Below are 25,342 nucleotides of genomic sequence, written 5' to 3' on the forward strand. Positions count from 1 at the left end.
TTTAATTCTGGCTAACCAGCATAGGAGATTTAACAATTGCTGCTGCATCGAGGCTGAATACCATCTCTTCAACAGCATTTATAAAGTAACCTTGGAGAAAAGCCGAGATTTTCGGTGAGAAGAAATCAGCAGATGGTAGCTTCATTTGATGAGTATCTAGCCACTCGATATCCATCAAATTGCGTACTAAAAATCCCAGATATTTGCCATCAATTTCTAAAATCACAGCCATCATTTTGGCAAGAATATTGACTCTTTGCAAAAGTGATGGATAACCTAGCATTTCCTCTAAATCAACTAACCAAAGCATCTCACCCCGCCAATTGTATATACCTAAAACACAACTAGGCATTTGAGGTACGCCACATATATCTGTTAATGATACTTGCAACACTTCTGTAATATGTTGCAATGAAATGACTGCTTTATCGTTGCTGCCTAAAGTAAAACTTAAAAATTTTTGCTGTGTTTCCAAGGTTAATTAATCCTCTAATTAGTGCATAATATTTTTATTTAGAGCAAATTATTAGTTATTGCCTGCTACTGAGCATCTAAATGACATATTCAAACCGTTTTAATGCAGTATTTGCTTCAGTATTTTTACTAATTCTTCTTTATCAATCGGCTTAGATAAATAAGCCTCTGCGCCTAACATATTGCCCCACATTTTATCTACATCACTATTTTTAGTAGAACAAAACACAACAGGTATTTTGCTAGTTTCAGGATTAGCTTTTAGTTCACGACAAATTTCAAATCCACTTTTTCCTGGCAAAATCACATCTAGAAATATCAAATCCGGCTTAGTTCCGTGTATTTTAGTTTGAGCCTCTTCACTACTTGTGGCACTCATTACAGAATAGCCAGCCTGTTGCAAGTAACGGCTGAGTATTTCCATATCAGTCAAACCATCTTCAACAACTAAAACAGTATTCATATCAATTCCCTGGTAAATTCACCTACAGATAGAAACAAAATCTCTAAGATATGTACTCACAGATGAATATGAGTTTTGCCTTGATATAATTTTGATTGATTATTTTGGTAAATGTTATAGAAAAAACACTTACTTTTAGAATTTTTTTGAAAAACTTAGATATAAAAAAATGTGATACTTTCTTTAGATTTGGAGAAAGTCACATTTTTAAAATTGATTAAAATTTATTTACTAAAACTACTAGAATAAGCTGGATAAATGTATATATATCCGGTTTAACTAGCCATCCGCAATTTTTCTCAAAGTAGCAATCTTTAGTTGCTTACTAATGACCTAAAGATACTTCTAAACTAGATTTATTCTGAATTTTTGATGGTGTCACTTTTGATGGTGTCTGCACTGGCAGATATTTACGGATCACACTCATTACTCTATCCGCAGCTACAGGTTTAGTTACAAAATCGGTAGAACCAACAACCTTAGCGCGGACTCTATCTAATAAACCATCGTTGCCTGTTAAGATGATTACAGGTGTATTAGCAAAGGCAGATACTCGTCGCAGTTGAGTACAAATTTCGTAACCACTAGCGACTGGCATAATTAAATCTAAAAAAATCAAATCTGGTTTATTTTGAATGAGAGTTGGGAGTGCTTGTACTGGGTCTTGAATTTTAATGAATCTTAGTCCATTAGCAGTAACAATCTCCTCTAACATTTTACAAACTTGGGGGCTATCATCTACACAGGCAACCAATGGAATATGAGATTTCTTTGGTTGAGTGGAAACAGGGTTATTGTTAGCTTCCGAAACAATCAAAGGTAAGTCAGGTACTTCTATTAATTCAATGATACCTTTGAGAATATAGGGAAGTAACGAGCGAGTTACAGGTAAAACATTCTGCTTCATTTTCGCTGCTAAATCTCGCAGTGTCTGTTTACCATCGATTAAACTGACAAAGTTTTTATAAACAGATGGACTTACTTGTTGCTGGAGTTGTTCTGGCCTCCGCAGAACTGGTGCTAAGTCAGGAGAAAAGTTTGCTAAGCCTGCTTCTGACCACATTTTCCAAGAGTCTTGCATCTGTTTGACAGATAAATCTGCACTCGTGAAACTCATTGGTGTGTCTAAAATGGCATCTTGATTGCGATCGCAACTGATAGAGACAAAATCTGTATGTTGTGCTAAGTCAAACAACAATTCAGCGATCGTACTTTCTACTATCGCTTGAATTTGCTCTCTTTGAATTTTTTGCCTTTTATATAAAATTTCTAATAAGCGATAATCCCAGTAATTAATTGCTAAATCTTGTTGGCGAAACTGCATTTTATCCACATCAATTTGTGGGCAATACTGTGCCATATATCTGCGCCAGCGTCGAAAAGGATGAGCGCCTCCAGTTGCCCAAACCATTCTCCCTAGGCGATAATAAAAAGACCAGTTTTGTCCTTTAGCACTTTTGATATTCAGTTGCCCATTGTATTGCAACTGAGTGCAAGTTTTAAATTCATTAATTATGTTGTTTGATACCATTAGTTCCGGGTGAGTCATACTTTTTTTCTACAATGCACAAGTCAGCCTGCCAAAACCCATATTAGCCACATAGTAATTAGCAATAATTTAGAAGCTTACAAAGTTTAGTTGCAACCTAATTTTTTATGTGCCTATTCTATGAGTATTTCTATATAGCTTTCCTACAACAGATTGGGCAGAGTTATAAAAGCAGTAAGACAAAAAACTTGATCAGTAGAAAAAGCTTCTAATCAAAATTTTTCTCTACTTTCTCTCTATCCAAGCTAATTATTTAAAAGTGGATTGCTAATTTCAGCCTTAAAATCTTATTAAGATCATCTTAAACAACTTTAACTTAGGAAATAACCGTGTAAATTCTGATTTTACCTAAGTAAAGTAATATATATATTTGAAAATATATATATTTTTCTATTAAGTTTTGTAAAAATATTTTTATTTTTTGCTTGAATAGATTTAGCTAATATATTCTTTTTTTAAGAATTGAAGAGATGAGTTTATGTACTCATTCTACCAGCTTTGTTATCAAAACAGAATTCAGGAGTCAAGAGCCAGAATTGTTGAATTTACCTCAGCATGATTGGCGGATGAATAAGTGGTGAAACACCACACTAAATCGAAGATTTAGTAGTCTTCAATTACTTGTGGGTTTGAATCCCCCAGTAATTGACCCTTCGACAAGCCCTTCTCCTGTCGTAGACGCTGCGCGAACGGCTACGCTCAGGACATCGCTACTGAATTCTGGCTTCTGAAGTCTTCTTCAATTAATCTCAAATGGCAATTTTAAGAAGCTGTCTCTCCTGACTATAGTAGCTATTAACATTTAGCAGGGAGAGACAGTGAAAATTTAATCCTGACGGTCACTTAATCCTGAAACACCATGATGTTACCGGAGTAACATGCAACCCAAACTTCTCGTGTTTGTGGGTCGTAAGTAATTCCAATCGGGTTAGCACCAACAGAAATCTTTTGCAAGACTTTCATATCATTAGTGCGAATTTTACTAATTGTATTGTCGCCGTAGTTAACAACATACAGCCGTTCTCCATCATCCGAGAGAACCATGCTACGTGGTGCATTACCTGTGGAAACTTTATTGATTAACTTGCCTTGAAGTAAGTTAATTTTGGCGATTTTACCTTCACCATTCAAGGAAGCATAGAGATACTCCCCTGTGGGAGCTATATTTAAATGTCTTGGTGCATTACCAATATTTTTTAGCCATTTCACTGAAAAGTTTTTCAGGTCAACTTTAGCAATATCATAAGAACCCATAACGGCAATATAAGCTTTATTTGAAGCTGCATCTATTGCAATACCACGCGGATAAGGGCCAAGTTTAATTCTTTTAATTTCTCGATTTTTGGCAGTATCTACAACACTCAAATCCCAAGAACACCAATTACTAACTAGCACCAATCGTTCATCATTAGTTGTGGCAATAAATTTAGGCACAGACCCAACTTGAACAACGTGGTCAATTTCCAAAGTGTCAGTATTGATGCGATACAAAAAACTCTTGTCAGTTTTTTGGGAGGGATTACATTTGTCGCTCCCAGGGTTATTAAATCCTGGGCCATACATTTGGTAATTAGAAATCCAGGCGTACTTCCCATCTGGAGAAAAACTAGCTTCAACTGGTGCGCCTTGATAATTACCTTTAAATTTGGAGTAACCAAATTTCGATAAATCAATTTTGTCAGGAATAACTTTGACTAATTTATGCTCCCGGTTGTAGACGGTTATTGTATGGTTGTACATCATGTTTTGAGCAAAAAATAGCCCATTGCCTGAATGTACAACGGATTTTGGTGAAATCTTACCAGAAATAATTTTTTTGAGTGTCATCTTATGAGGATGACTAGGAGTAGTTTTCTGAATATTATCTTTTGGAACAGAAGTTTCTAGTTGCAAATTTTCACTGGCGGTTTGCGTGAAATCATCTTTTGATGCAGTTAGTGTACTTGCTGTGATTGGTTTTTCTAATTGCGAAGGCTGATTTGTAACTAGAGAATTTTCCTTTATGGTTTGAGTGGAATCGGACGCGAATTTTATAGAATTAGCTTTTGGTACTGGTGTTTGTTCTTTAGTTGGAGTTTTTAATTGTTTAGATTTATCTAGAACTACAGAATTTTGGTGAGCAGGTTGAGAGGTTGGCGAAGCCGATTTAATAGATTGAGATTTCATTGCTGCTAATGTTTTCGGCCCAACAATTCCATCAGCAATCAGTCCATGAGCTTTTTGGAATTTAACCACAGCTATTTCTGTGGCTGCATCAAAAGAGCCTGTTATTGATTGTTCAAAATATCCAGATGCTTGCAGTTGTTGCTGGATAGATTTGACCTGAGAACTGGTATCACCTCTGCGTAACAGGGAAGTATGAGGCGATCGCAATTTTGGTGCATTAACTACAGCAGGGATGGTAGGCTGAGACGGTGCAGTAGCTTGTATACTTGCACCAGTTTCTAATGCTGTTAATGTCCGAGAGTCAACAAGCCCATTACCAACCAGTCCGTGAGCTTTCTGAAATTTCATCACAGCTGCTTCTGTCGCTGCATTAAAATCTCCTGTGATTGGTTGGTCAAAATATCCTGCTGCTTGTAATTTTCGTTGAAGTGACATCACTTCATAGCTGAGATCACCTCTTTGCAAAATTACCTGAGAACTGGGTGATGGGGACTTCTCCGCATTAGTGATAGAAGGCTGTGTTTTTGCTGGGGATGATGGAGTCACTGTTCCCAAACCAAGTTCTAGTGCAGCTAATGTCTGAGAACCAACAATTCCATCAGCTTTTAATTTATTAGCTTTTTGAAATTTGATAACAGCAGCCTCGGTCACCGGGCCAAAATACCCCGTAACTGCTTGTTTAAAGTATCCTGCTGCTTGCAGTTTTTGTTGTAGCGCCGCTACTTGTGAATTTTTTTCGCCTTTTTTGAGAGCCTGAGCCGGGTTAGCCCAACCCAAAGAACTAATACCAAAAGCACAAGAAATGAACAGCATGAAAGCTCCTCGCCGCTCTGGTAGCCAGTTTAGTTCCGGATAGCATAAATCAGAATCGGCAATATTTTCCTGTTCTGAACTAACAGATGCTTCGTAGGTTTCTGCTAAATGCAGGTAAGCAAGTGTATCCATAATTAGAGAATACCCAAGATTAAGTAAAAGTTAAGGACTTTTGTAGCCAAAGTAAACTGATCAACTTTGCAGATGTTTAGGAGCAACTCAAACTAGACTACAGATGTGTATCCTGTAGCACTTTCGCTAACTCTGCAAATACAAACTTACGAAAGATGCAAGTTTGAGCGCTAACTGCGTGTGTTTAGCCCAAGGCTTCTAACTTTGGGTAACGAGGAACAAGAATACAATTTTACTAAGAAATTAACATTTTGTACTGAGAAATGCTATAAAAACGCTATAAATTTTTATACAATTACAGCGTTTGTTAGTTAAAAGTTAATACTACTTTGATGTCATAGTGAATAGACCTGAGATTGAAGTGTAGTTTTGTTAGGGCTATTTTCAGGAAAGATATCAGTCAGTTACTTTTACCAGCGTTATCGAAGTGAAGGGATGAAAAAATGCTTTTCAACACCACAATTTGATTGTAAAGTAATCATAAGGCGATGGAGCTCGCCACAACCGCCTGATCAAGCTTGCAAACTTAAACTTGATAACAAGGCTGATAGCTCCTATTCTTCCGATTTGCTAAGGAAGGATAGAGCTGTTTGCTGTTAACTTCCTTTAGCAAGTCACGCTTAGCCGTTGATCATTGAAAAACTGCGTGATGCTAGAAAGTTTTATCTTAATTTTGCTAATCGGCTTTTTCGTAGGACAGATTGCTCGAAGACTGAAAGCCCCTGCACTAGTTGGTATGGTTGTAGTGGGAATTATACTGGGGCCTCAAGTTGCCAACAGAATCAGCCCTGATGTACTGGCAGCATCTGCTTCTTTGCGAACGATCGCTGTCATGGTAATTTTGATGAAGGCAGGGTTAGGTTTAGACCGAGAGAAACTGGTACAACAAGGAACAGTAGCACTGCGATTAGGTTTTTTACCAGCAGCGTGTGAAGCTGTAGTGATTGCCATAGCTGCTATCTGGATTTTCCAGTTCGACTTTCCCACGGGGTTACTGCTGGGTTGCATTATTGGAGCGGAGTCGCCAGCTGTGATCGTACCAGGAATGCTGCGGCTGAAAAGCTTAGGTTGGGGAGTTACCAAAGGAATTCCTGATGCTATCCTCACTGGCAGCGCCCTATCAGATGTGTTACTACTACTGGTGTTTAGTTTGTTACTAAACTTTTTGACACAAGGCGCAACTTCTTCTGTCGTATTACCTTTAGGTATCACCCTGAGTGCAGTTCAACTTTTACCTCTGCAAATTATTTGCCAAATTGTTTTAGGAGTCGTCCTGGGTTTAGTAACAGCACGGCTTTTGGTTGTGTTGCTGACGAAGCAGAACTGGACTCAAAATGCGGTGCAAGATAGCCTAGTGGCAGCGAGTTTAGCTTTGTTGTTGGTAGTGGTGGCAGAAAAATTCCCCTTTTTCTCCGGCTATCTGGCAGTCATGGCCACAGGATTTTTCTTGATTGAGTTAGATGCACCTTTAGCACGACGGTTGCGTTCTGGTTTCGATAGCTTGTGGGTTGTGGCAGAAATCATTTTGTTTGTATTGCTAGGCGCAAGTATTCAACTACAAGTGTTAGAGAAAACATTGCTACCAGGATTGGTGATTCTGGGAATTGGAACGCTGATTGGCCGCGCTTTGGGATGGTATTTGTCTACTTTGGGGAGTAACTGGAAATGGCGCGAGCGACTATTTTTGCTACCAGGTAACTCTGCTAAAGCGACTGTCCAAGCGGCAATCGGGGCGATTCCCTTAGCACAAGGTATTCAGGGAGGAGAGACAATTTTAGCTGTTGCCGCTTTATCTATCCTAGTGACTGCACCTTTGGGAGCTTGGGCAATTCCTACCTTTGCACCAAAATTGTTAGAGAAGGGTGAAGTTGATCCCACAAAGGTAGCGATCGCCCGGCGGATTGTCATCCTAGCTGCCGTTGATACCTCACCTCTAGCTACTCAGGTATTGACTAAAACCGCCGATCTTGCCCGTCGTAGTGATGCCGAAGTGATTGTATTACATATCATCCGCACCAACGATCCTCATGGAGTAGAGCATTTACGAGAAAAATCTCAACGACTTTTAGCAGACATACGCCATAAGTTCATTGCTATTGCAGGCTCAATTCCAGAAGAAATTGTTCGTGTTGCCCAAGACTATCAAGTTGCTGAGATTGTCATGGGCAAGCGAGGACATCAGCCTTGGAATGAGGTTCTGGTGGGTTCTGTCTCCCAAGCAGTATTGGAATCCAGCTTAATTCCTGTCATTTTAGTTGAGGATGATCGGATTAGTAATTAATCTCTTTGAACTAGCGATTATGCTGCAAAACTCTGCGGTTCGTACCTCTGTTGGTATCAGTTTAGGTGCAATTGCTGGCGCACTCTCCCGCTATTACCTAAGTTTATGGTTGACTCAGCTTTTTGGTGTAGCATTTCCCTACAATACGCTGATCATTAATATTAGCGGATGTTTTGTTATGGGTTTTTTTACAAGCCTAGCACTAGGATCATTAATCACAATTCATCCTGAGATACGATTATTGGTGACTACAGGTTTTTTAGGGTCTTATACTACTTTCTCAACTTATGAGTTAGATACAGCTAGGTTACTTCAACAACGCAGCTTTGAAGTTGATTTAGTTTACTGGTTAAGTAGTTCTATGTTTGCTCTTTTGAGCCTTTTTTTAGGAAATGCTCTCGCTGAATTGATTCGTATTAAGGAAGAATGATGACTAACCAAAATTACTAAAAGCAACTCTGTATTTACTCAACAGAAAGCGATCGCCTCTAGCATCTTCTCCATTTAATCGAGCTTCAGGCTTGAGGAATTGTTATTGGTGCATGATGAATCACTTTGACTGTATCTTGAATAGCTATACCTCCAGCTATCATTTGTTGTACAGTTGGCACAAAGGCAGCGATCGCCTCTGCTGTATCGATAATTGTCACCACCATCGGTAAATCAGAGGATAATTCCAAAATTCTTGCGGTATGCAGCTGTTGATGTTTGCCAAAACCTGCTAATCCTCCAGTTACAGTTGCTCCAGCCATTCCTCTTCGTCGGGCTTCCTCGATTAAAGCAATGTACGCGGGCTTTCCTTGCCAGTGATCTGATTCGCCAACATAAATGGTTAAACGCTCTAGGGTATTCATGTAATCATCCTCAGTAAATTACAAACTAATTTACTTTCTATTTTTTGCTTTTTGCCTCTATTCAAATAGGATTTTTAAATCATCTTGGTCAATAAAATTCCTAGTTCTATACTTAAAAATCCTAAAATGGGAGTACCAACCCAGTAAAATATTGCCGCTTTATAATCTCTCGTTCTTAGGAGATTAGAGGTATCGAGAGCATAAGTTGAAAATGTTGTATAAGAACCTAAAAATCCTACTGTGATTAACAAGGATAAACTAGAATCAATTGCTAACTTAGATATAAGAGTAGCAAAAAATCCCATCAAAAAAGCTCCTGTCACATTAATAAATAAGGTGCCATAGGGAAATGCTATGCCAAACCTACGCGCAAACAATATAGTTAGGTAATAGCGGCTTAGCGCACCTGGCACTGCTCCTAAGCTAATTGCAAAAATAACCTCAATTACAGAGTTCATAGAGGTAAATCGTTAAATATATTAAATAGAATAGTCAGAAATTAATTTTAAAAGCAGAATTCAGTTGTTCATCAAGGTTACAGTACTACATTTGGCTGATATTGTTTAAGCATATAAAAATTTTTGGCTAATTTGTATCTATTTGAAACATTAATACCATACGGCGCTAATATAAAGGTAGAAGTAAAAGGTGATAACAAGGTGAAAAATGCCAATCAATAGCATTAAGTTTTATTGCAATGAGCAAGTGATAATTACCTAGATTCACAAGTACCTCAAAATTAACTTCTAAATATAAAAGCAGATAGCTGGTTCAGATAAGAGTGTGGGGAGAGCAAGAGATATTTTTTGCCTAGATATTGAGCAATAGTTTCAAGATATCTCTTCAATTATTGCTGAATTAAACAAACTGGATTGGATAAATTTTGATTTGAACTAGCAATTTGCAATTTTCATCCTATGACTAAACAAGGGTGAACACAATGGCAAGTTTTCTGTATCCATGTCAGTTATGCGTCCCTCTCCACGGGATCTGAAAATTATGACAAGTAAATTTTGCGATCGCCATGAAGCAGGCAAGATGTTAGCAAAAAGACTAACAGCTTATGCTAACCGCCAAGATTTGTTAGTATTGGGTTTGCCTCGTGGTGGTGTACCAGTAGCATATGAAATCGCCACCAGTCTCAATGCACCACTAGATATATGTTTAGTCAGAAAACTGGGCGTACCTGATCATGAAGAACTAGCAATGGGTGCGATCGCTTCAGGTGGTGTGCGAGTGTTAAATTACGATGTCGTCGATAATTTGGGTATCGACAGTCGCACAATTGATGAAGTAGCAGCCAAAGAATTGCGGGAATTGCAGCGACGCGATCGCGCTTATCGAGGGGATAAACTCCCGCCAGAAATCAAAAACCGTACCGTGATTTTAGTAGATGATGGCATTGCTACAGGCTCAACCATGCTTGCTGCCATTGCCATAGTTCAAAAACAGCAACCCCAATACCTTATTGTAGCTGTTCCCGTCGCACCACCTTCAACCTGCGAACAATTACAAGCCGAAGTAGACGAAGTAGTTTGTTTAGTCATGCCAGAGTCATTGTATGCGATCGGTCTTTGGTATGAAGACTTTTCGCAAACAACCGACGCAGAAGTACGCGATTTACTTGCAAGACATTCAGCTATCAATACTAATACAGATAAAACTTATGTATAAACAGGAAAAATAAAGCATATCAAAATCAAGAATCTTGTTGCATAAGTTCTATTGAAATTCATCATCAGGGTAAAGTTATGAACACCACATTATTACTGAACACTGAAGAGCAAATAGTCATTGTCGAACGCGAAAACTTTAGGCTCAAAGGCGAATTGGTTGTACCTACTGGTGCGGAAGGTATTGTATTGTTTGCGCATGGCAGTGCAAGTAGTCGCTACAGTACTCGCAACCACTATCTCGCCCATGTATTACGTCAGGAAGCCAGCCTAGCAACTCTATTGATAGACTTACTCACCAAAGAAGAAGAAGCTATCGATCAGCGTACCAAACATTTTCGTAGCGATATTAGCTTCCTCTGTAACCGCATAGTTGCTGTAACAGACTGGTTATTAGAAAATCCCTTCACCAGCCATCTCAAACTCGGCTATTTTGGTGCAGATGCAGGTGCGGGCGCAGCATTACTAGCCGCCGCAACACGCCCGATGGCTGTGAGAGCAATTGTTTCTCGGAGTGGACAAACTGATTTAGTTAATGAAGCTATAGCTTGTGTACAAGCCCCGACTTTGTTAATTGTTGGTGGCAACGATTTGCCTATCGTAGCAATGAATCAGGATGCACTGGCAAATATTCCGGCACTCAACAAACAACTAGAGATTATTTCTGGTGCGACTCATCAGTTTAGCGAACCTGGAGCCTTAGAAGAAGTAGCACGCTTGGCAAGTCAATGGTTTAAACACTATCTCAAACCATCTCAGCCAGGAGAAATAGATTTACAAAGTATGTCGCTGAATTAACTTTTTCATGAAGGAGTAATTCACCATGCCAGTAGAAACTGATGGCGAACGCAAAGTTCAATCACCTGAACCCAGGCAATTTGGCGGAGGTTTACTGCTCTGGTTGGCATTAATTATCTGTTTAAATTTGATTTTCTTTAGCGAACCTCGCTATCCCAGAGTACCCTACAGCGATTTTGTGGCTCAGGTAGAAGCGGGTAAAGTTTCTCGTGCCGTCATCAGTTCCGATCGCATTGAATATGAACTGAAATCAGAAGCAACTACACCAAAAACAGGTACTCAACTCAATCGAGTTTTTGTCACCTTACCTGTGCCAATGGATTTAGAGTTACCTAAAATTCTGCGGGAACATCAAGTTGAGTTTTCCGCCGCCCCACCCAGTCGCACAGGTTGGATTTCTACTTTATTCAGTTGGATTTTACCGCCTGTGATTTTCTTTGCAGTTTGGGGTTGGTTGCTGAGTCGCAGTCAAATTGGTGGCCCTGCTGCTTTAACTGTTGGTAAAAGTAATGCACGAATTTATTCCCAAGGAACTACAGGGGTAAAATTTGATGATGTGGCTGGAGTAGATGAAGCGAAAGCAGAACTGCAAGAAATTGTAGATTTCCTCAAAAACGCAGCCAAATACACTCGCTTAGGAGCGAAAATTCCCAAAGGTGTGTTGCTGGTGGGGCCGCCAGGAACAGGCAAGACATTACTGGCAAAAGCGATCGCTGGTGAAGCTAGTGTGCCTTTTTTTAGTATTTCTGGTTCGGAATTTATTGAGTTATTTGTCGGCATTGGTGCAGCTAGAGTTAGAGATTTATTCGAGCAAGCCAAGAAGCAAGCGCCTTGTATTGTGTTTATTGATGAGTTAGATGCTTTGGGTAAATCACGCGCTAGTGGCGGCACAATCTTGGGTGGTAATGATGAGCGAGAGCAAACACTCAACCAATTGCTCTCAGAAATGGATGGTTTTGATGCCAACACCGGAGTAATTATTCTCGCTGCTACCAACCGCCCCGAAGTTCTTGACTCTGCTTTGCGTCGTCCTGGTCGTTTTGACCGTCAAATTGTCGTAGACCGCCCAGATAAAATTGGTCGAGAAGCAATTCTCAAAATTCATTCTAAAGATGTGAGACTAGCGCCTGATGTAGATTGGTCAAAGTTAGCAGCCCGAACTCCAGGATTTGCAGGCGCAGATTTAGCTAACTTGGTAAATGAAGCCGCACTGTTAGCCGCCCGGAATAATAATGATGCCGTGACAATGGCTAACTTTAACGAAGCGATTGAACGAGTGTTAACCGGGTTAGAGAAAAAATCACGGGTTCTCAATGAAACGGAGAAAAAAACAGTTGCTTATCATGAAGTTGGTCACGCACTGATTGGTGCTTTAATGCCTGGTGCTGGTACTGTTGAAAAAATTTCTGTTGTTCCTCGTGGTGTCGGTTCTTTGGGTTACACATTGCAACTACCTGAAGAAGACCGCTTTTTGATGACAGAAGATGAAATTCGCGGTCGAATTGTCACACTTTTAGGCGGACGCGCTGCCGAAGAATTAATTTTTGGTAGGTCATCTACTGGTGCGAGTGATGATATTCAAAAAGCTACCGATTTAGCAGAGCGATTTGTCACTCTTTACGGTATGAGTGATGAATTGGGGCCGATCGCATTTGAGAAAATTCAACAACAGTTTATCGATAGTTTAACCAATCCGCGACGAGCAGTTAGTCCCAGGCTTGCCGAAGAAATTGACAACGAAGTTAAAGAAATTGTTGATGGCGCACACCATATTGCTTTGACAATCTTGGACGAAAATCGCCAGTTATTAATCGAGACAGCAGAAGCTTTATTAGAAAAAGAAGTTTTAGAAGGACAAGAACTGCGATCGCAATTATTACGCGTTCAAACTCCAACAGATATGAATCAATGGCTATGGACTGGCAATTTGCCTCAAAATACTTTGCTCAAACAAGCAACTCTCAATGGCAAACAAAAGATAAGCTAAGTTAATAGTCCTGACATTGTTAATGTGTTGCCTCACATTATTAATGTGTCGCCTTGCATTGTTAATGTGTCACCTCACATTGTTAATGCGATGCCTTACATTGTTAATGTGTCGCCTTGCATTATTAATGTATGGGCATCTTGCCTGCCTGAACAATACAACAAGCAAGATACCCATCCGAGAAAACTATTGAGCAGTAAGAATATCCGATGTTACTAGTGAACTGCGGTTATGCACAGACTTTTTTCACGTTTGGAAGTTGGTTGACTGCATCCCACCAAGCCCGCAGTTTTGGAGTTTGAGCAGTAATTGTCTCGTATTCTGGAGTTTGGGAAAGGTAAATAAAAACAGGAATGAGGTAAAAATCGGCAATAGTTAGTTGACTACCGAGTAGATATGGGCTACCAACAGTTATCGATTCAATTGCTTGTATGGCGGTTTGTGCAGGTGCGATCGCATTTTTTACTTTATCCTCATCTGTTTTGCCTCCCTGCATAGGTACAATCATACGTTGAATGACAATTGTCCCAATCGCCGCAGGATAAAAATAGCTATCAATAATTGTAGTAATCTGACGCATCCGAGCTTGAAGCATCGGCTCAGATAAGCTGAACTGATTATTGGCAAAGACTGTATTTAGATAGTCAGTAATTGCTGAAGTTTCGTAAATTACTTCTCCATCTACTTCCAGTGTTGGCACTTTACCAAAAGGATTTTTGGCGAGGTACTCTGGCGACTTATTTTCACCTGTGAAGATATCAATGTCTTTAAGGGTATAGTCTACACCTGCTTCCTCAAGCAGCAACCGGACAGTACGAACATAAGTACTGAGAGGAGTTCCGTAAACGGTAAGTTTTGCCATAATTATAAGATTTTTGAGCAAAAATCCAATCAAGACAAAGATACTTTATCAATAAATGCGATCGCGGTGATGGTTGGAAATGGCACTAAGGCGACAAAGAGGATAACTCGGCAATAGGTCATCACAGTCTTTTTTGCCATAACCACTATCACCTAAAACTTGTTAAATAACTATCAGCTTGACTTAAATTTAATTTGATTGGCTTCAAGATAAATGATTTGGTTTTTTAGTCCTTGCGCCTCAGTTGCAGTTAAACCCTTCCATTGCTGTTGGGCTTGTTTAACACTGGGAACAGGTTTGAGTACACCTGCTAAATCTAATAGTTGTCCTTTTTTCACAACAACTTTATTTTCCGCCGTTCCTGCATCTAGATTCGGGGCTAATACTACAAATAATCTTTGAGTATTACTTGAACCAACCCAAAAAGTGCGATCGCCTACTACACTTTGAACATTAACATTTTGAAAATTTACTGGTCTATTGACAAGTGTCTGTTTGTTGGCGTTGGTAATTACTAATAAATCTGTAATTGGTTCAGTTGGAACAATGGTTGTTACTTGCGGACTCGGAGTGACAACTACAGTAGTTGTTGGTGCAGGAGTCGCGGTGACAGTAACTGTTGCTTGCGGTGTAGGAACGACAACAACATCAGGTTGCTTTGGTTCAGAAGCACAAGCAGTCAATCCACTAATTAGCAGTGTGATCAGAGTTATTTTCTTTTGCCAAAAATTACCATTGTTTTGTATGGCATTTGAATTGTAATTGTGACTATACATTGCATTACTACCAAATAAAATTATTAAGACATAATCAATGTACATTGCAAGTTTAATATCAAGTAAATAACCTGAATTAAATCTAACTTTTCACGCTATGTGGAAAAGCTAACATAAAACCTAACCCCCAACCCCTTCCCTTGTAGGGAAGGGGAGTAACAATCAAAGCCTCTACGTCACTTGCTACAACGCGGGTTACTCGCGCAACGCAGTGGCTCCTCCCTACAGGGGAGAGGTTTGGAGAGGGGTTTAATGTACATTGATTTTTTAATAGGCAAGTATTCCTAAAGCGTTTGTGAGGAATAACTAAGAACAGACAACATAAAAAATCTTACAAATTCAGCAAGATTATTATGTTAATTTTCTACTTGCCAAAAGTATCCTTGATGCTATCTACTGTGCGTTCAACAGCATTCTTTGTGTTGTCTACTGCTTTTTGAGTCCGAGCAGCATCTTCCTCTGCTCTTTTCTCAATTGTGTTGCGATCGCTTTTGGCTTTGCGCTCAATAAAGTTACCACTGTTATCTGTAGCGTCTTCAACTCGCGCAGCATTTTTATTAGCGGTGCGCTCAACTTTATTTGCGGTATCTCGAATAAAATTCTTGGCGCGTCCAGCATCTTCACGGGCTTTTTCTTGTACTTTATCGCCTGCGTCTGATGATGCAATCAAGTTAACAGCAGGAGCCGCCATTGCCGAATTATTAGAGAAAAATGCCCCTTGCCAAATAAAAGCGATCGCAGATAAACAAAGAACTGTTGTAGCTATCCAACTGCCAATAAAAGAAAGCCGTTTCATCAAATAATTTAGTTGCATAGAGTCTCGTCTCATTTAGTTTTAGCATTATCAGATTTACTGGATTTCACTACTGAACTAAAACGTTCCTGAGACAGAGGTTTACTCATCATAAGTTGTTAGCTAAATTCGCTCTTTTTATAGAGTGACAACTTCTGCCACTGCCTGCTTTATGTGAGTGTGCAAACTTCTGCATATAACATTTGATATAGTAAGAAGCTATTCTTGGATGTTAATTGCCAAAGCTTATACAATTTTGGATGGAAACATGAAACCCAACATCTCTAACAAAGTTGGGTTAACCTGCGATAAAGCTATTGGTCTATATTTTGCTGATTTAGCCGTGTCACGAAACTAGACGTTCATGTAGCCACCATCAACAACTAAATCTATCGCAGTCATGTAAGATGACTCATCACTGGCGAGAAAAACAACAGCCGCAGCAATTTCTTCTGGTTTACCAAAGCGTTCCAATGGTACTGTTTGCTTAATATACTTGCCAAAATCGTCGAGGGCTTCGGGTGATAATCCCATCTTCTTCTGAAAATTAGTAGGGATTAAACCAGGACTAATAGCGTTAACTCTAATTTGACGGCTTCCTAATTCAGCAGCTAAAGTCCGCGCAAAAGAACGAACCGCAGCTTTAGTTGCACAATACACACTGCCCATCGCCATACCTTTTTCATTTACCGATGAAGCGTTTAAGATGACACTTGCGCCTTCATTCAGTAATCCAGATAGTTTTTGTACAGTGTAAAAGATACCTTTAACGTTGATATCAAATTGCTGATCATACAACGTTTCGTCCATTGCTTTTAAAGGTGCAAAAAATCCGATACCAGCATTGGCAAACAAAATATCAAGACTGCCAAATTCTGATTTTACTTTTTCTGCCAAAGTATCAAGTTGAGCAAGCGATCGCACATCTGCCAACACAGAAATTACACCAGAACCAAGTTCTTTGACTGCGGTTTGTAAACGTTCTTCATCTTGTCCAGTAATAATTACCCGCGCACCTTCCGCCACAAACTGTTTAGCAGTCTCAAAACCAATGCCTGTTGTCCCCCCTGTAATTACAGCGGTTTTGTTATTTAAGCGTGCCATTCACAATGCCTCCTGGTGGAATAATAATTGCTTGACATTAACATTAATGTCAAAGTTTAACGTGAGATCAGTTGTCAATGATTTCACTGTCATGCTTTACCCACAGCATTTAACCAAATTCACTAAACAACACGCCGATATCTTAGCAGCCTTGTTTTGTGGACTGTTATTATTTCTCGGATGGTTCGCCTTACATCTGGGTTGGTTGGGATGGGCAATGCTTTTGTTACCTGCTGCTTACGTTATTGGTGGTTACGAAAGCGCCCGTGAGGGATTAACGACTTTAATTAAAGAGAAAGAACTAGATGTAGATTTATTGATGATTGTGGCTGCCATTGGTGCAGCTGGTTTAGGTTTATGGCGCGGCGAATATTACTTAATTATTGATGGGGCAATTTTAATTCTCATCTTTGCCATTAGCGGCGCATTAGAAGGCTATGCTATGAAGCGCACTGAACGAAGTATCCGCAGTTTGATGAGTTTGACACCAGATACCGCTAGGGTTTTGCATCAAGGACAAGAACAGATGCTACCCATCAGTCAGCTAAAGGTGGGGGATGAAATTGTTGTCAAACCAGGAGAGTTAATTCCGACTGATGGCATCATTTTGTCTGGTTACAGCACTATCAATCAAGCAGCGATTACTGGTGAATCTTTACCTGTAGAAAAAACAGTAGGTGATGAAGTTTTTGCTGGAACACTCAACGGTTATGGGGCGCTAAAGTTAAAATTACACAAGCCAGCAGCCAGTAATTTGATTCAGCGGGTAATTCGTTTAGTAGAAGAAGCACAAGAATCAGCGCCACCTTCCCAAGAGTTTATCGCCAGATTTGAGCGGGGATATGCCAAGGTAATTGTGATTGCTGGCATATTGTTGGCAATTTTGCCGCCGTTTATTTGGAGTTGGGACTGGGAAACAACAATTTATCGCGCTTTGACTTTTTTGGTGGTAGCTTCTCCCTGTGCGCTGATGGCTGCAATTATGCCAACACTGTTGTCGGGAATTGCCAACGGTGCAAGACAAGGGATTTTGTTTAAAAATGGCGCACAGTTAGAGAATATGGGCAAAGTCCGGGCGATCGCATTTGATAAAACTGGTACTTTAACAACAGGACAAGTGCAAGTATCTCAGGTAATTCCTACTGAGGCATATACACAAGCAGATGTATTAAAAACAGCAGCAGCTTTAGAAGCTTTTTCTGAGCATCCCATTGCTAAAGCCATTGTTCAAGCAGCGGGTGATTTCAACTGGGAACGTGGTGTGGATGTGCAAGCCATACCAGGACAAGGTATTGTCGGTTATGTTAAAAATCAAAAAATCACTCTGGGAAATGCCACTTTCATTCAACAGTATGTTAATGAATTACCCCAAAGATTAAACGATTTGGCTCATACTTGGGAATCTGAAGGTAACACTGTTGTTTGGGTTGCACAAGAAACAGAAATAATGGGTGCGATCGCAATTGCAGATATGATTCGACCAGAAGCCGCCGCAACTATTCGCCGTTTGCGTCAGCTGGGAGTCGAACAAATTGTCATGATTACCGGAGATAACCAACGTACAGCCGAAAGTGTGGCCCAAGCTATAGGTATTACTCAGATATACGCCCAATTGCTACCCGAAGATAAGCTAAACCTCATCCGTAGCTTGCAGAAACAATATCAGACTGTGGCGATGGTGGGAGATGGTATTAATGATGCCCCAGCTTTAGCCCAAGCATCTGTAGGTATAGCAATGGGCGGTGCAGGTAATGATGTTGCATTAGAAACAGCAGACATTGTTTTAATAGCAGATAGATTAGAAAAACTTGTAGCGGCAATGGAATTAGGCAAGCGATCGCAATTTGTAGTCAAACAAAACATCGCCTTTGCGCTGACATCAATTACCTTGCTAATGCTGGCTAACTTTTTGGGGAATATTAACTTACCTTTTGGTGTAATTGGCCATGAAGGTTCTACAGTGCTAGTTACTCTTAACGGTTTGCGATTGCTGAGATATTAACTACTGCGATCGCCTCCATTTTACAATATTGCATGGCTGTGAGATTGATGGTAAAATACAGCACCTTTTAATTACACAATTAATCATCAGGTTCTTTGATTGCTGACGGTTCACAGTCAACAGCCAGCAGTCAACAGCAAACCAAAAAATGTGCAAGTTAAATCGGTGACAGCTTAATATCACTGTCAGTTCTCAATGTAGAAGTTTGAGTATGTTTTATCAAAAAATTTCCCTGAGTTTGATGCTATTGTTTCTTGGGACTCATATTGGTATTACCCAACAAGCAGTTACAGCGCAAACTCCAGTTCCTCCAGCAACTCCCACAAAATCACTTTGCCCTGCTCAACTAGGGACATCTATAGATGCAACAATTAATCGCCCTTTGTTCAGTCGCGCCCGCTGGGGAATTTTAGTGAAAAACTTAGTTTCTACTCAAACTCTTTACAGTCATGATGCTGAAAAATATTTTATTCCTGCTTCTAATACTAAGTTGTTAACTACAGCAGCAGCACTCAAGCAATTAGGAGCAGATTTTCGCATTCGTACCTCTGTTTATCAAGATGCTGATGGAAGTTTGCGTGTAGTTGGTAAAGGAGATCCTAGTTTCAAAAATCCTCAATTAACACTATTAGCAAAACAGTTACGCCAACAGGGTATTACTCAAATTAATAAATTAATTGCTGATGATAGTTATTTTCAAGGAGAAGTGATTAATCCCAGTTGGCAATGGGAAGATGTCCAAGCTGATTATGGCGCACCAGTCAACAGCCTTATTTTGAATGAAAATGCTGCTGTTTTAACAGTGTTGCCTCAAACTGTAGGAAAGCCATTACAAATTAAGTGGGCTGATCCTACAGAAGCATATCAGTGGCGAGTGGAAAACAATACTGTAACTGTTCAAAAAGATGAACCAGGGTTAGTAGAAGTTCGGCGTGATTTAAAAGGTGCTGTGCTGCATATACAAGGACAACTTCCTGTAAATTCACTACCGGATGTTACTGGAATCGCTGTATTTGACCCTACACAAAATTTCTTACGCTACTTTCGTCAAAGTTTAGCCGCAGAAGGAATTTCTGTTAAACAAACAATTAGCGCTAATGGTGGTAGTCATGAACGAGAAGTTGCCGCAATTGAATCTCCACCTTTATCTGAGTTGATTAAGGAGATGAATTTAAATAGTGATAATTTGTTTGCTGAGGCTTTATTAAGAACTTTAGCCCACAAAAAAGAATTAGCAAAAAATCAAAGTACTGCTGATGTTGGGTTACAAGTGATGCAAGAAACTTTAACTCAATTAAAAGTTAACCCCAGCAGTTATAGCGTAGTGGATGGTTCCGGTTTATCGCGGAAGAATTTAATTACTCCAGAAGCTTTGGTACAAGTTTTACAAGTCATGGCCGCATCCCCAGAAGCCAAAGTTTTTCGCGCTTCTTTACCTGTAGCTGGAGTTAGTGGAACTTTAGCAAATCGCTTTCGCAATACATCGGCTCAGGGAATTGTCCAAGCCAAAACAGGTACATTAAGAGGTGCAATTTCTCTATCAGGATATATTGATTCACCTCAGTATGAACCGTTAGCTTTTAGTATTATGGTGAATCAATCTGAACAACCAGCCAGCACTATTCGGCAAGCAATGGATGAGATTGTTGTGTTGTTAACACAGTTACGTCGTTGTTCATAACAATCGCACAATAATTTGATTATTGTGGATACTCATGGGAAACAAAGGGGATTTCGACAATTTCACCCTCAACTTCTCCCACTTGTACCTTTAAGCCAACACCACCAGCTTTGGTGCGGATATATCCGAGTCCAAAGTAACCGTCGCTAGTTTCGGTATAACTGGTGAGTTTACCAATTTTTTCATCTCCAAGAGCGATCGCACTGCCAACTTCCACAGGAGCGTTAAGGCGAATTCCCCAGAGGTATTGTTTCACACCTTTATAGGTATTTAACCGGGCAATGGTTTCTTGCCCAATGTAACAACCTTTAGTGAAAGAAATAGTCTGCCATAGACCAACTTCTAGGGGATTGTAATCATCTGTTAGTTCTGCATCTGGGGTTGGTCTACCTTGGATAATGCGTAAAGTTTCCCAAGCGCGATCGCTCAATTCTACTGCGCCTAAGCCTAAAATTTGCTGCCACACTTTCTGTTTTTCGGCCGCTGGTAGAATGAGCGTATATCCAGGCAAAGCTAAACCGCTACCCACGGCCACAATTATCCCACCATCAATTAACAAATGATGGCCATCGGGTTGACCGATAATTGCCCCAGCACCCAATTTTTCGACAATTGCATCACTATCTGGGCCGATGAGGCTGAAGGTTGCAGTTTCTTCTGTTACGTCGGTTAACTGCACCTTGTCAGCAAAAAAGATGTAGCGATCTAACCATTGCATTAAAAACTCTCGACGATTAGGCGAAACTAACAGCAGCACCGCATCATCCAGAATATATGCACTCACCAAGTCAATTGTGCGGGCTGTGGATGTCAGCATCACCGTATCACAGCCTTGTCCTGGTTTGAGGCTTTGGAAATCGTTGGTACTTTGATTGTGTAAAAAGCGGATGCGATCGTCATCTGAAACCCGGATGCGTCCCCAAAAAGAGCGATCGCACACAGCCACCCCTTCTTTTACAGCTTGGATAGCTACTGCGTCTTTACCGTCAATTGTCGATGTTGGCATGGTAGTGAAGAGTTGCCCTGTTGCAAAAGTTTACGCACTGGAAATCTTAGCAAATCCCGGTTTACCGCTTCAATGTAACGCACATCATCCAAACCGAGCCACTATTACTAGTTGACTGCTGACGGTTAACAAACAGTCAACAAAAAAACCTGCAATTGAGATACGCAACAGATGATCTCAGCTTTATTTACAATTCGTTACAAAACTAGCTCTCTATGTTGACTAGCACGTTAACCATATTTTCTACCCGGAGTAATGATTAACTAATCAAAAAAATTATTGAAAAAACAGTTTAAACTTTAAAAATCAATTTACAAAAACTTTTCTCATCAGTATTCAATTGACAATATATTTAGTAGTTCTGTCTATACTGCTTTAACAATAAGCATTTTGTTAGGATTTTTCAGTTAGACAATAGAGGTTCAATAAAATTCTATGTTATTTAATTTACTAACTAAATAGCCAATTTTGCGGTAACTTAGAATGTCTAATTTTATCCATGAAAAATTTTCCGTCTTTTTATTTACCAAATTCTGCTGAAATTCATAGAATCTTCAGAAATAAAAAATTAGAAAACCATTATTTAGGAGCTAAAGTTTTGTTAAGATGCAATTGCTAGGAATTTTTCAACGGGAATCATGAGTCAGCATGTTGAGAAATAAGTAGTACTAGCTATATAGAGTTCAAAGGTGATGCAATGACCACCTATATTTTCTTTGATGATGCCCTTCGGATGCTTACTAACGCCTATTTGCTATCAGCAGTACTGCTAATTGCAGCTTCTGGTATAGGATTGGCAGTGATAGAAACAATTGAAAAAACAGGAGAACGCTAACTTAGAGCTTAAAGGTGTCCTACTTGCTGCAAACCGCCGAGTGCAGGTAGGTGTTCGCCGTCAAGAAATCCTGGGAACACTAAACTTTGAAAGTCTCACAGCGTTGCAGAACTACCTGCAAGTTAAGCAACATACAGGTAACTGTACGCTACTGAGACCCCAATCCAGGAGCAAAAATCATGAATTTATTAAACACAATCCTGGGCAAAGAAAACCAAGCCCCAGAGGTATTGACATCAGCCGAAGCTTTTGCTGCTATTGCTTTGGTAGCTATGACTTCAGATGCTGTGCTTTCAGAACAACAAGCGCGTAGTATTTCTTCTGTACTGTCGCGGCTCAAACTTTTTAGCAGTTATTCTGAAGAACTCATAAACAAGCTGTTAGAAAAAAACCTAAGCATTCTTCGACGCGATGGTTTTAATGCTTTATTTAATGCAGCTAAAGAATCTTTATCACCAGAACTACGAGAAGCCGCTTTTGCTGTAGCTGCTGATTTAGTAATGACTGAAAGCATAGTCACTGAAGAAGAAAAAAATTTTTTAAATGACTTGTACCAGGCTTTAGATATTCCTCGTGATATCGCCATCAAAATATTGCAAGTTTTAATGCTCAAAAATCAGAGATAATGACTTTAAAGTAGTCCTACTCATCTAATATCCTGTGATTTTCTTGAACTTGACTTACTAAAGATGGATTTGGCTGCTTAAATCACAAATTGAGAATGGTTCGCGCTTGATGTATAGTTATATAACTGAGATATATACTCCAGTATGCCTATCGGCAATTGTGGCTTATTGCTCCAATTTTGAGTATACTTTTTTTAACATTTAATTATAAATTTTTCTGTCATGGCGATCCTATTACTAGAAGATGGTGCAGTCGAGAGCGATTTAAGTGAGATAGTACGAGAACTAGCTCCTGTTGGTGTGTATCTCAAACACTTTGACCCAGGAACATCTCTTCTTTTCGCTAATCTCCTAGAGCAGGACGTTTTGACAGCTTTAGAAAAGAACTACATTGTAGAATTGCATAACAGCGTCTTTGAATTTCTCCAAAAAGAAAATGGTTCTCTCTGGTGTGACTTGCTGAATGTGCATCCAGGCGTACCTAATCTTCAGATGCTGATAGATACTTATAGTCGTTACCATACTCATACTGCGGCGGAACCTTTGTATGTATTAGCAGGAGAAATAATTTTTGGTTTTGTTAGACCAGATGGTAGCCAAGTACAGCTTTTAGTTCAAGCTCAAGACTACATTTCTATCCCAGCAGGGGTTGAGCATTGGTGTAGTCTAACAGCATCATTAAATTTTAAAGCCGTGCGCTATTTCACATCAGCAGAAGGTTGGGTTCCCAATTACACAGGTACTCAATTGAGTGATTCGCTCAATAAGCCGTACTAACTATTTCGGCAATACATCTTAAAACGGCATAATATCATTCATAGCTCAAAATGTGCGATCGCAATTATTCACAAATCTATGGCTGTTAAAGTTGGAGATATTGCTCCTGATTTCACTCTACCTGCTCAAAATGGTTCCACTGTCAGCTTGAGAGACTTTCGTGGTCAAAAAGCTGTTGTGTTGTACTTTTATCCCAAAGACGATACACCTGGATGCACAGCCGAATCTTGTGCTTTCCGCGACCAGTACGAAGTATTTAAAAGTGCTGGCGCTGAAGTGATTGGTGTAAGTGGTGATTCCAGCGAATCTCACCAAAAATTTGCAGCGAAATACAACTTACCATTCACTCTCTTGAGTGATAAAGGAGACCAAGTACGTAAGCAATACGGTGCAACTGCTGCCTTTGGTTTGTTTCCTGGTCGGGTGACTTATGTTATCGATCAACAAGGAGTAGTGCAGTATGTCTTTGATTCGATGTTGAACTTTCAAGGACACGTTACAGAAGCGCTGAAAACTCTGCAAGCTCTCAATAAGTAAGTGCTGAGTGCTGAGTGCTGAGTGCGTTGGAGAAACAGCCTGGTCTTGAGGGTTTGCAAATCCAAAATTAGTTAACTGAGGTTTGAAGGGTGGGCAAGTCCCACCCTAATACTATTTATTTAGCTGAGTGTGATTTCTCCTGAACAATAATGTTGTTGTGAGCTACCTTACCGTTTTTGCCGTTGGTATGGCCGTTATTATTGCGGGGTTGAATTACGCCGTACCCACCGTGGTTGCGTTCGTAAATAACGTTAATTTCTCCAGTTTCGGCATTGCGGAACATATAAAAGTCATGTCCCACTAGTTGTAATTGTTCCAATGCTTCTGCTAGAGTCATCGGTGGCATGGAAAAATATTTCGTCCGTACAACTTCGCTGGGTAATTCGGGAGTGCGATCGCCTATTAAATCTGGTACAACTGGTTCTGGTACAACTACTTCGTTTGTAGGTTGAGCATGAGTTTTCTTATCTTGCCGCCGTTCTTTATATTTGCGTAATTGACGGGCAATTTTATCTGCCACTAAATCAATGCTGGCGTATAAGTTTTCGCTGCTTTCCTCGGCACGGATGACACTACCATTTGCATAGATAGTGACTTCAGCTGCTTGTTTTGGATTAATTCGGGGATTGCGAGCTACGCTTAGGTGGACATCCACTTCATTTGTAATGTTCTGAAAGTGACTAACCGCTTTTTCTATTTTTTGATGCACGTAATCCCTAATTGCTTCGGTGATTTCAATATTTTTGCCGTGGATGACAAGCTTCATGTAAACTCTCCCGCTCTATATTTGATGTGTGATGTGAGTTGGTTTTGTGAGAAAGGAAGTTGCGGTAAGGTCTATGACTGTCGCCAAAACAAGTTTTGTTGTAATTTAATGTACTGCTGAGCTTGCTCTAAATTTGCTGCTTTCAATTTTTACGCGTTCCCTTGATTGATATCCTTAGTGGATGTCTGCGCTTTTTTTTCCGATTGCTGCTAAACAATTGGTTTGAGCCGCAGAATTCTTAAGTATCTAACTTTGAGCAACTGCTATCTTAACTATCTTGTACATTCAAGCAACTTGTATGTATTCTCATAGGTTGGCTTGTTGTTAGTTGATCACACAACTCTTTGTACAAGTTTCTTTTAGTTAAAGATGCATTCTATATTATTA

The 25,342-nt window shown here is 39.8% G+C and carries 23 protein-coding genes and 1 riboswitch; of the genes, 11 read left to right on the plus strand and 12 right to left on the minus strand.

The features are described 5' to 3' along the window. Window position 1: 1 nt before the first annotated feature. The 4 genes from ACMX3D_RS25800 to ACMX3D_RS25815 form a co-directional block, all read right to left on the minus strand. Window positions 2-475, minus strand: coding sequence for a chemotaxis protein CheW (locus ACMX3D_RS25800; protein WP_482748633.1), 474 nt, complete (start codon window positions 473-475; stop codon window positions 2-4). A gap of 99 nt (window positions 476-574) precedes the next feature. Next, a complete protein-coding gene (locus tag ACMX3D_RS25805) occupies window positions 575-937 on the minus strand; it encodes a response regulator transcription factor (RefSeq protein ID WP_482748634.1) in 363 nt (120 codons plus the stop codon). A 325-nt stretch (window positions 938-1,262) separates the two neighbouring features. Next, entirely contained in the window at window positions 1,263-2,486 is a 1,224-nt protein-coding gene (locus ACMX3D_RS25810) for a response regulator (RefSeq protein WP_482748635.1), read from the minus strand. A gap of 843 nt (window positions 2,487-3,329) precedes the next feature. Then, the gene (locus ACMX3D_RS25815) at window positions 3,330-5,597 is read right to left on the minus strand and encodes a peptidoglycan-binding protein (protein WP_482748636.1); all 2,268 of its coding nucleotides are present in this window, start codon (window positions 5,595-5,597) and stop codon (window positions 3,330-3,332) included. Window positions 5,598-6,072: 475 nt separating this feature from the next. Next, a riboswitch (Fluoride riboswitch) is annotated at window positions 6,073-6,161 on the plus strand. Between the two features lie 85 nt (window positions 6,162-6,246). Between ACMX3D_RS25815 and ACMX3D_RS25820 the strand changes: the two genes are divergently transcribed. Together ACMX3D_RS25820 and crcB (ACMX3D_RS25825) are read left to right on the plus strand one after the other, a co-directional pair. Further along, window positions 6,247-7,878: a cation:proton antiporter gene (locus ACMX3D_RS25820; protein ID WP_482748637.1), complete on the plus strand. Its 1,632-nt coding sequence runs from the start codon at window positions 6,247-6,249 to the stop codon at window positions 7,876-7,878. A 19-nt stretch (window positions 7,879-7,897) separates the two neighbouring features. Next, window positions 7,898-8,308, plus strand: a complete 411-nt coding sequence (gene crcB, locus ACMX3D_RS25825; protein ID WP_482748638.1) for a fluoride efflux transporter CrcB — start codon at window positions 7,898-7,900, stop codon at window positions 8,306-8,308. 85 nt (window positions 8,309-8,393) lie between these two features. On the opposite strand, the gene ACMX3D_RS25830 is transcribed toward crcB (ACMX3D_RS25825), so the two are convergent. Then, entirely contained in the window at window positions 8,394-8,732 is a 339-nt protein-coding gene (locus ACMX3D_RS25830; protein ID WP_482748639.1) for a DUF190 domain-containing protein, read from the minus strand. A 74-nt stretch (window positions 8,733-8,806) separates the two neighbouring features. Beyond that, window positions 8,807-9,190 (minus strand): fluoride efflux transporter CrcB, encoded by a 384-nt coding sequence (gene crcB, locus ACMX3D_RS25835; RefSeq protein ID WP_482748640.1) that lies wholly within the window; start codon window positions 9,188-9,190, stop codon window positions 8,807-8,809. Between the two features lie 541 nt (window positions 9,191-9,731). Between crcB (ACMX3D_RS25835) and ACMX3D_RS25840 the strand changes: the two genes are divergently transcribed. From ACMX3D_RS25840 to ftsH, 3 genes are all read left to right on the plus strand, one after another. Further along, complete coding sequence (locus ACMX3D_RS25840) at window positions 9,732-10,406, plus strand: phosphoribosyltransferase (protein WP_482748641.1); 675 nt, start codon at window positions 9,732-9,734, stop codon at window positions 10,404-10,406. A gap of 77 nt (window positions 10,407-10,483) precedes the next feature. After that, entirely contained in the window at window positions 10,484-11,203 is a 720-nt protein-coding gene (locus ACMX3D_RS25845; RefSeq protein WP_482748642.1) for a dienelactone hydrolase family protein, read from the plus strand. Between the two features lie 25 nt (window positions 11,204-11,228). Further along, window positions 11,229-13,190: an ATP-dependent zinc metalloprotease FtsH gene (gene ftsH / locus ACMX3D_RS25850; RefSeq protein WP_482748643.1), complete on the plus strand. Its 1,962-nt coding sequence runs from the start codon at window positions 11,229-11,231 to the stop codon at window positions 13,188-13,190. Between the two features lie 229 nt (window positions 13,191-13,419). Here the strand turns inward: ftsH and ACMX3D_RS25855 are convergent, their stop codons facing one another. From ACMX3D_RS25855 to ACMX3D_RS25870, 4 genes are all read right to left on the minus strand, one after another. Beyond that, a complete protein-coding gene (locus tag ACMX3D_RS25855) occupies window positions 13,420-14,052 on the minus strand; it encodes a glutathione S-transferase family protein (protein ID WP_482748644.1) in 633 nt (210 codons plus the stop codon). Window positions 14,053-14,225: 173 nt separating this feature from the next. Further along, window positions 14,226-14,828: a hypothetical protein gene (locus tag ACMX3D_RS25860; protein ID WP_482748645.1), complete on the minus strand. Its 603-nt coding sequence runs from the start codon at window positions 14,826-14,828 to the stop codon at window positions 14,226-14,228. Between the two features lie 364 nt (window positions 14,829-15,192). Further along, window positions 15,193-15,642: a hypothetical protein gene (locus tag ACMX3D_RS25865; RefSeq protein WP_482748646.1), complete on the minus strand. Its 450-nt coding sequence runs from the start codon at window positions 15,640-15,642 to the stop codon at window positions 15,193-15,195. A 333-nt stretch (window positions 15,643-15,975) separates the two neighbouring features. Beyond that, window positions 15,976-16,725: a glucose 1-dehydrogenase gene (locus tag ACMX3D_RS25870; protein ID WP_482748647.1), complete on the minus strand. Its 750-nt coding sequence runs from the start codon at window positions 16,723-16,725 to the stop codon at window positions 15,976-15,978. Window positions 16,726-16,816: 91 nt separating this feature from the next. On the opposite strand from ACMX3D_RS25870, the gene ACMX3D_RS25875 reads away from it, so the two are divergent. Both ACMX3D_RS25875 and dacB read left to right on the plus strand, forming a co-directional pair. Then, window positions 16,817-18,727: a heavy metal translocating P-type ATPase gene (locus ACMX3D_RS25875; RefSeq protein WP_482748648.1), complete on the plus strand. Its 1,911-nt coding sequence runs from the start codon at window positions 16,817-16,819 to the stop codon at window positions 18,725-18,727. Window positions 18,728-18,938: 211 nt separating this feature from the next. Further along, window positions 18,939-20,408 (plus strand): D-alanyl-D-alanine carboxypeptidase/D-alanyl-D-alanine endopeptidase, encoded by a 1,470-nt coding sequence (gene dacB / locus ACMX3D_RS25880; RefSeq protein WP_482748649.1) that lies wholly within the window; start codon window positions 18,939-18,941, stop codon window positions 20,406-20,408. A 19-nt stretch (window positions 20,409-20,427) separates the two neighbouring features. Here dacB and ygfZ read toward each other — a convergent pair whose 3' ends face one another. Next, window positions 20,428-21,414: a CAF17-like 4Fe-4S cluster assembly/insertion protein YgfZ gene (ygfZ, locus tag ACMX3D_RS25885; protein ID WP_482748650.1), complete on the minus strand. Its 987-nt coding sequence runs from the start codon at window positions 21,412-21,414 to the stop codon at window positions 20,428-20,430. Window positions 21,415-22,111: 697 nt separating this feature from the next. Between ygfZ and ACMX3D_RS25890 the strand changes: the two genes are divergently transcribed. The 4 genes from ACMX3D_RS25890 to ACMX3D_RS25905 all read left to right on the plus strand — a co-directional run bounded on the left by ACMX3D_RS25890 (window position 22,112) and on the right by ACMX3D_RS25905 (window position 24,189). Next, window positions 22,112-22,249 (plus strand): hypothetical protein, encoded by a 138-nt coding sequence (locus ACMX3D_RS25890; protein WP_062294792.1) that lies wholly within the window; start codon window positions 22,112-22,114, stop codon window positions 22,247-22,249. 179 nt (window positions 22,250-22,428) lie between these two features. After that, a complete protein-coding gene (locus tag ACMX3D_RS25895) occupies window positions 22,429-22,875 on the plus strand; it encodes a tellurite resistance TerB family protein (protein ID WP_482748651.1) in 447 nt (148 codons plus the stop codon). A gap of 222 nt (window positions 22,876-23,097) precedes the next feature. After that, window positions 23,098-23,652: a 1,2-dihydroxy-3-keto-5-methylthiopentene dioxygenase gene (locus ACMX3D_RS25900; protein ID WP_482748652.1), complete on the plus strand. Its 555-nt coding sequence runs from the start codon at window positions 23,098-23,100 to the stop codon at window positions 23,650-23,652. A 78-nt stretch (window positions 23,653-23,730) separates the two neighbouring features. Continuing rightward, the gene (locus ACMX3D_RS25905; RefSeq protein WP_482748653.1) at window positions 23,731-24,189 is read left to right on the plus strand and encodes a peroxiredoxin; all 459 of its coding nucleotides are present in this window, start codon (window positions 23,731-23,733) and stop codon (window positions 24,187-24,189) included. A gap of 115 nt (window positions 24,190-24,304) precedes the next feature. Here the strand turns inward: ACMX3D_RS25905 and hpf are convergent, their stop codons facing one another. Continuing rightward, a complete protein-coding gene (hpf, locus tag ACMX3D_RS25910; protein WP_482748654.1) occupies window positions 24,305-24,955 on the minus strand; it encodes a ribosome hibernation-promoting factor, HPF/YfiA family in 651 nt (216 codons plus the stop codon). Window positions 24,956-25,342: the final 387 nt, after the last annotated feature.

The organism is Anabaena sp. TISTR 8404, assembly GCF_056847745.1.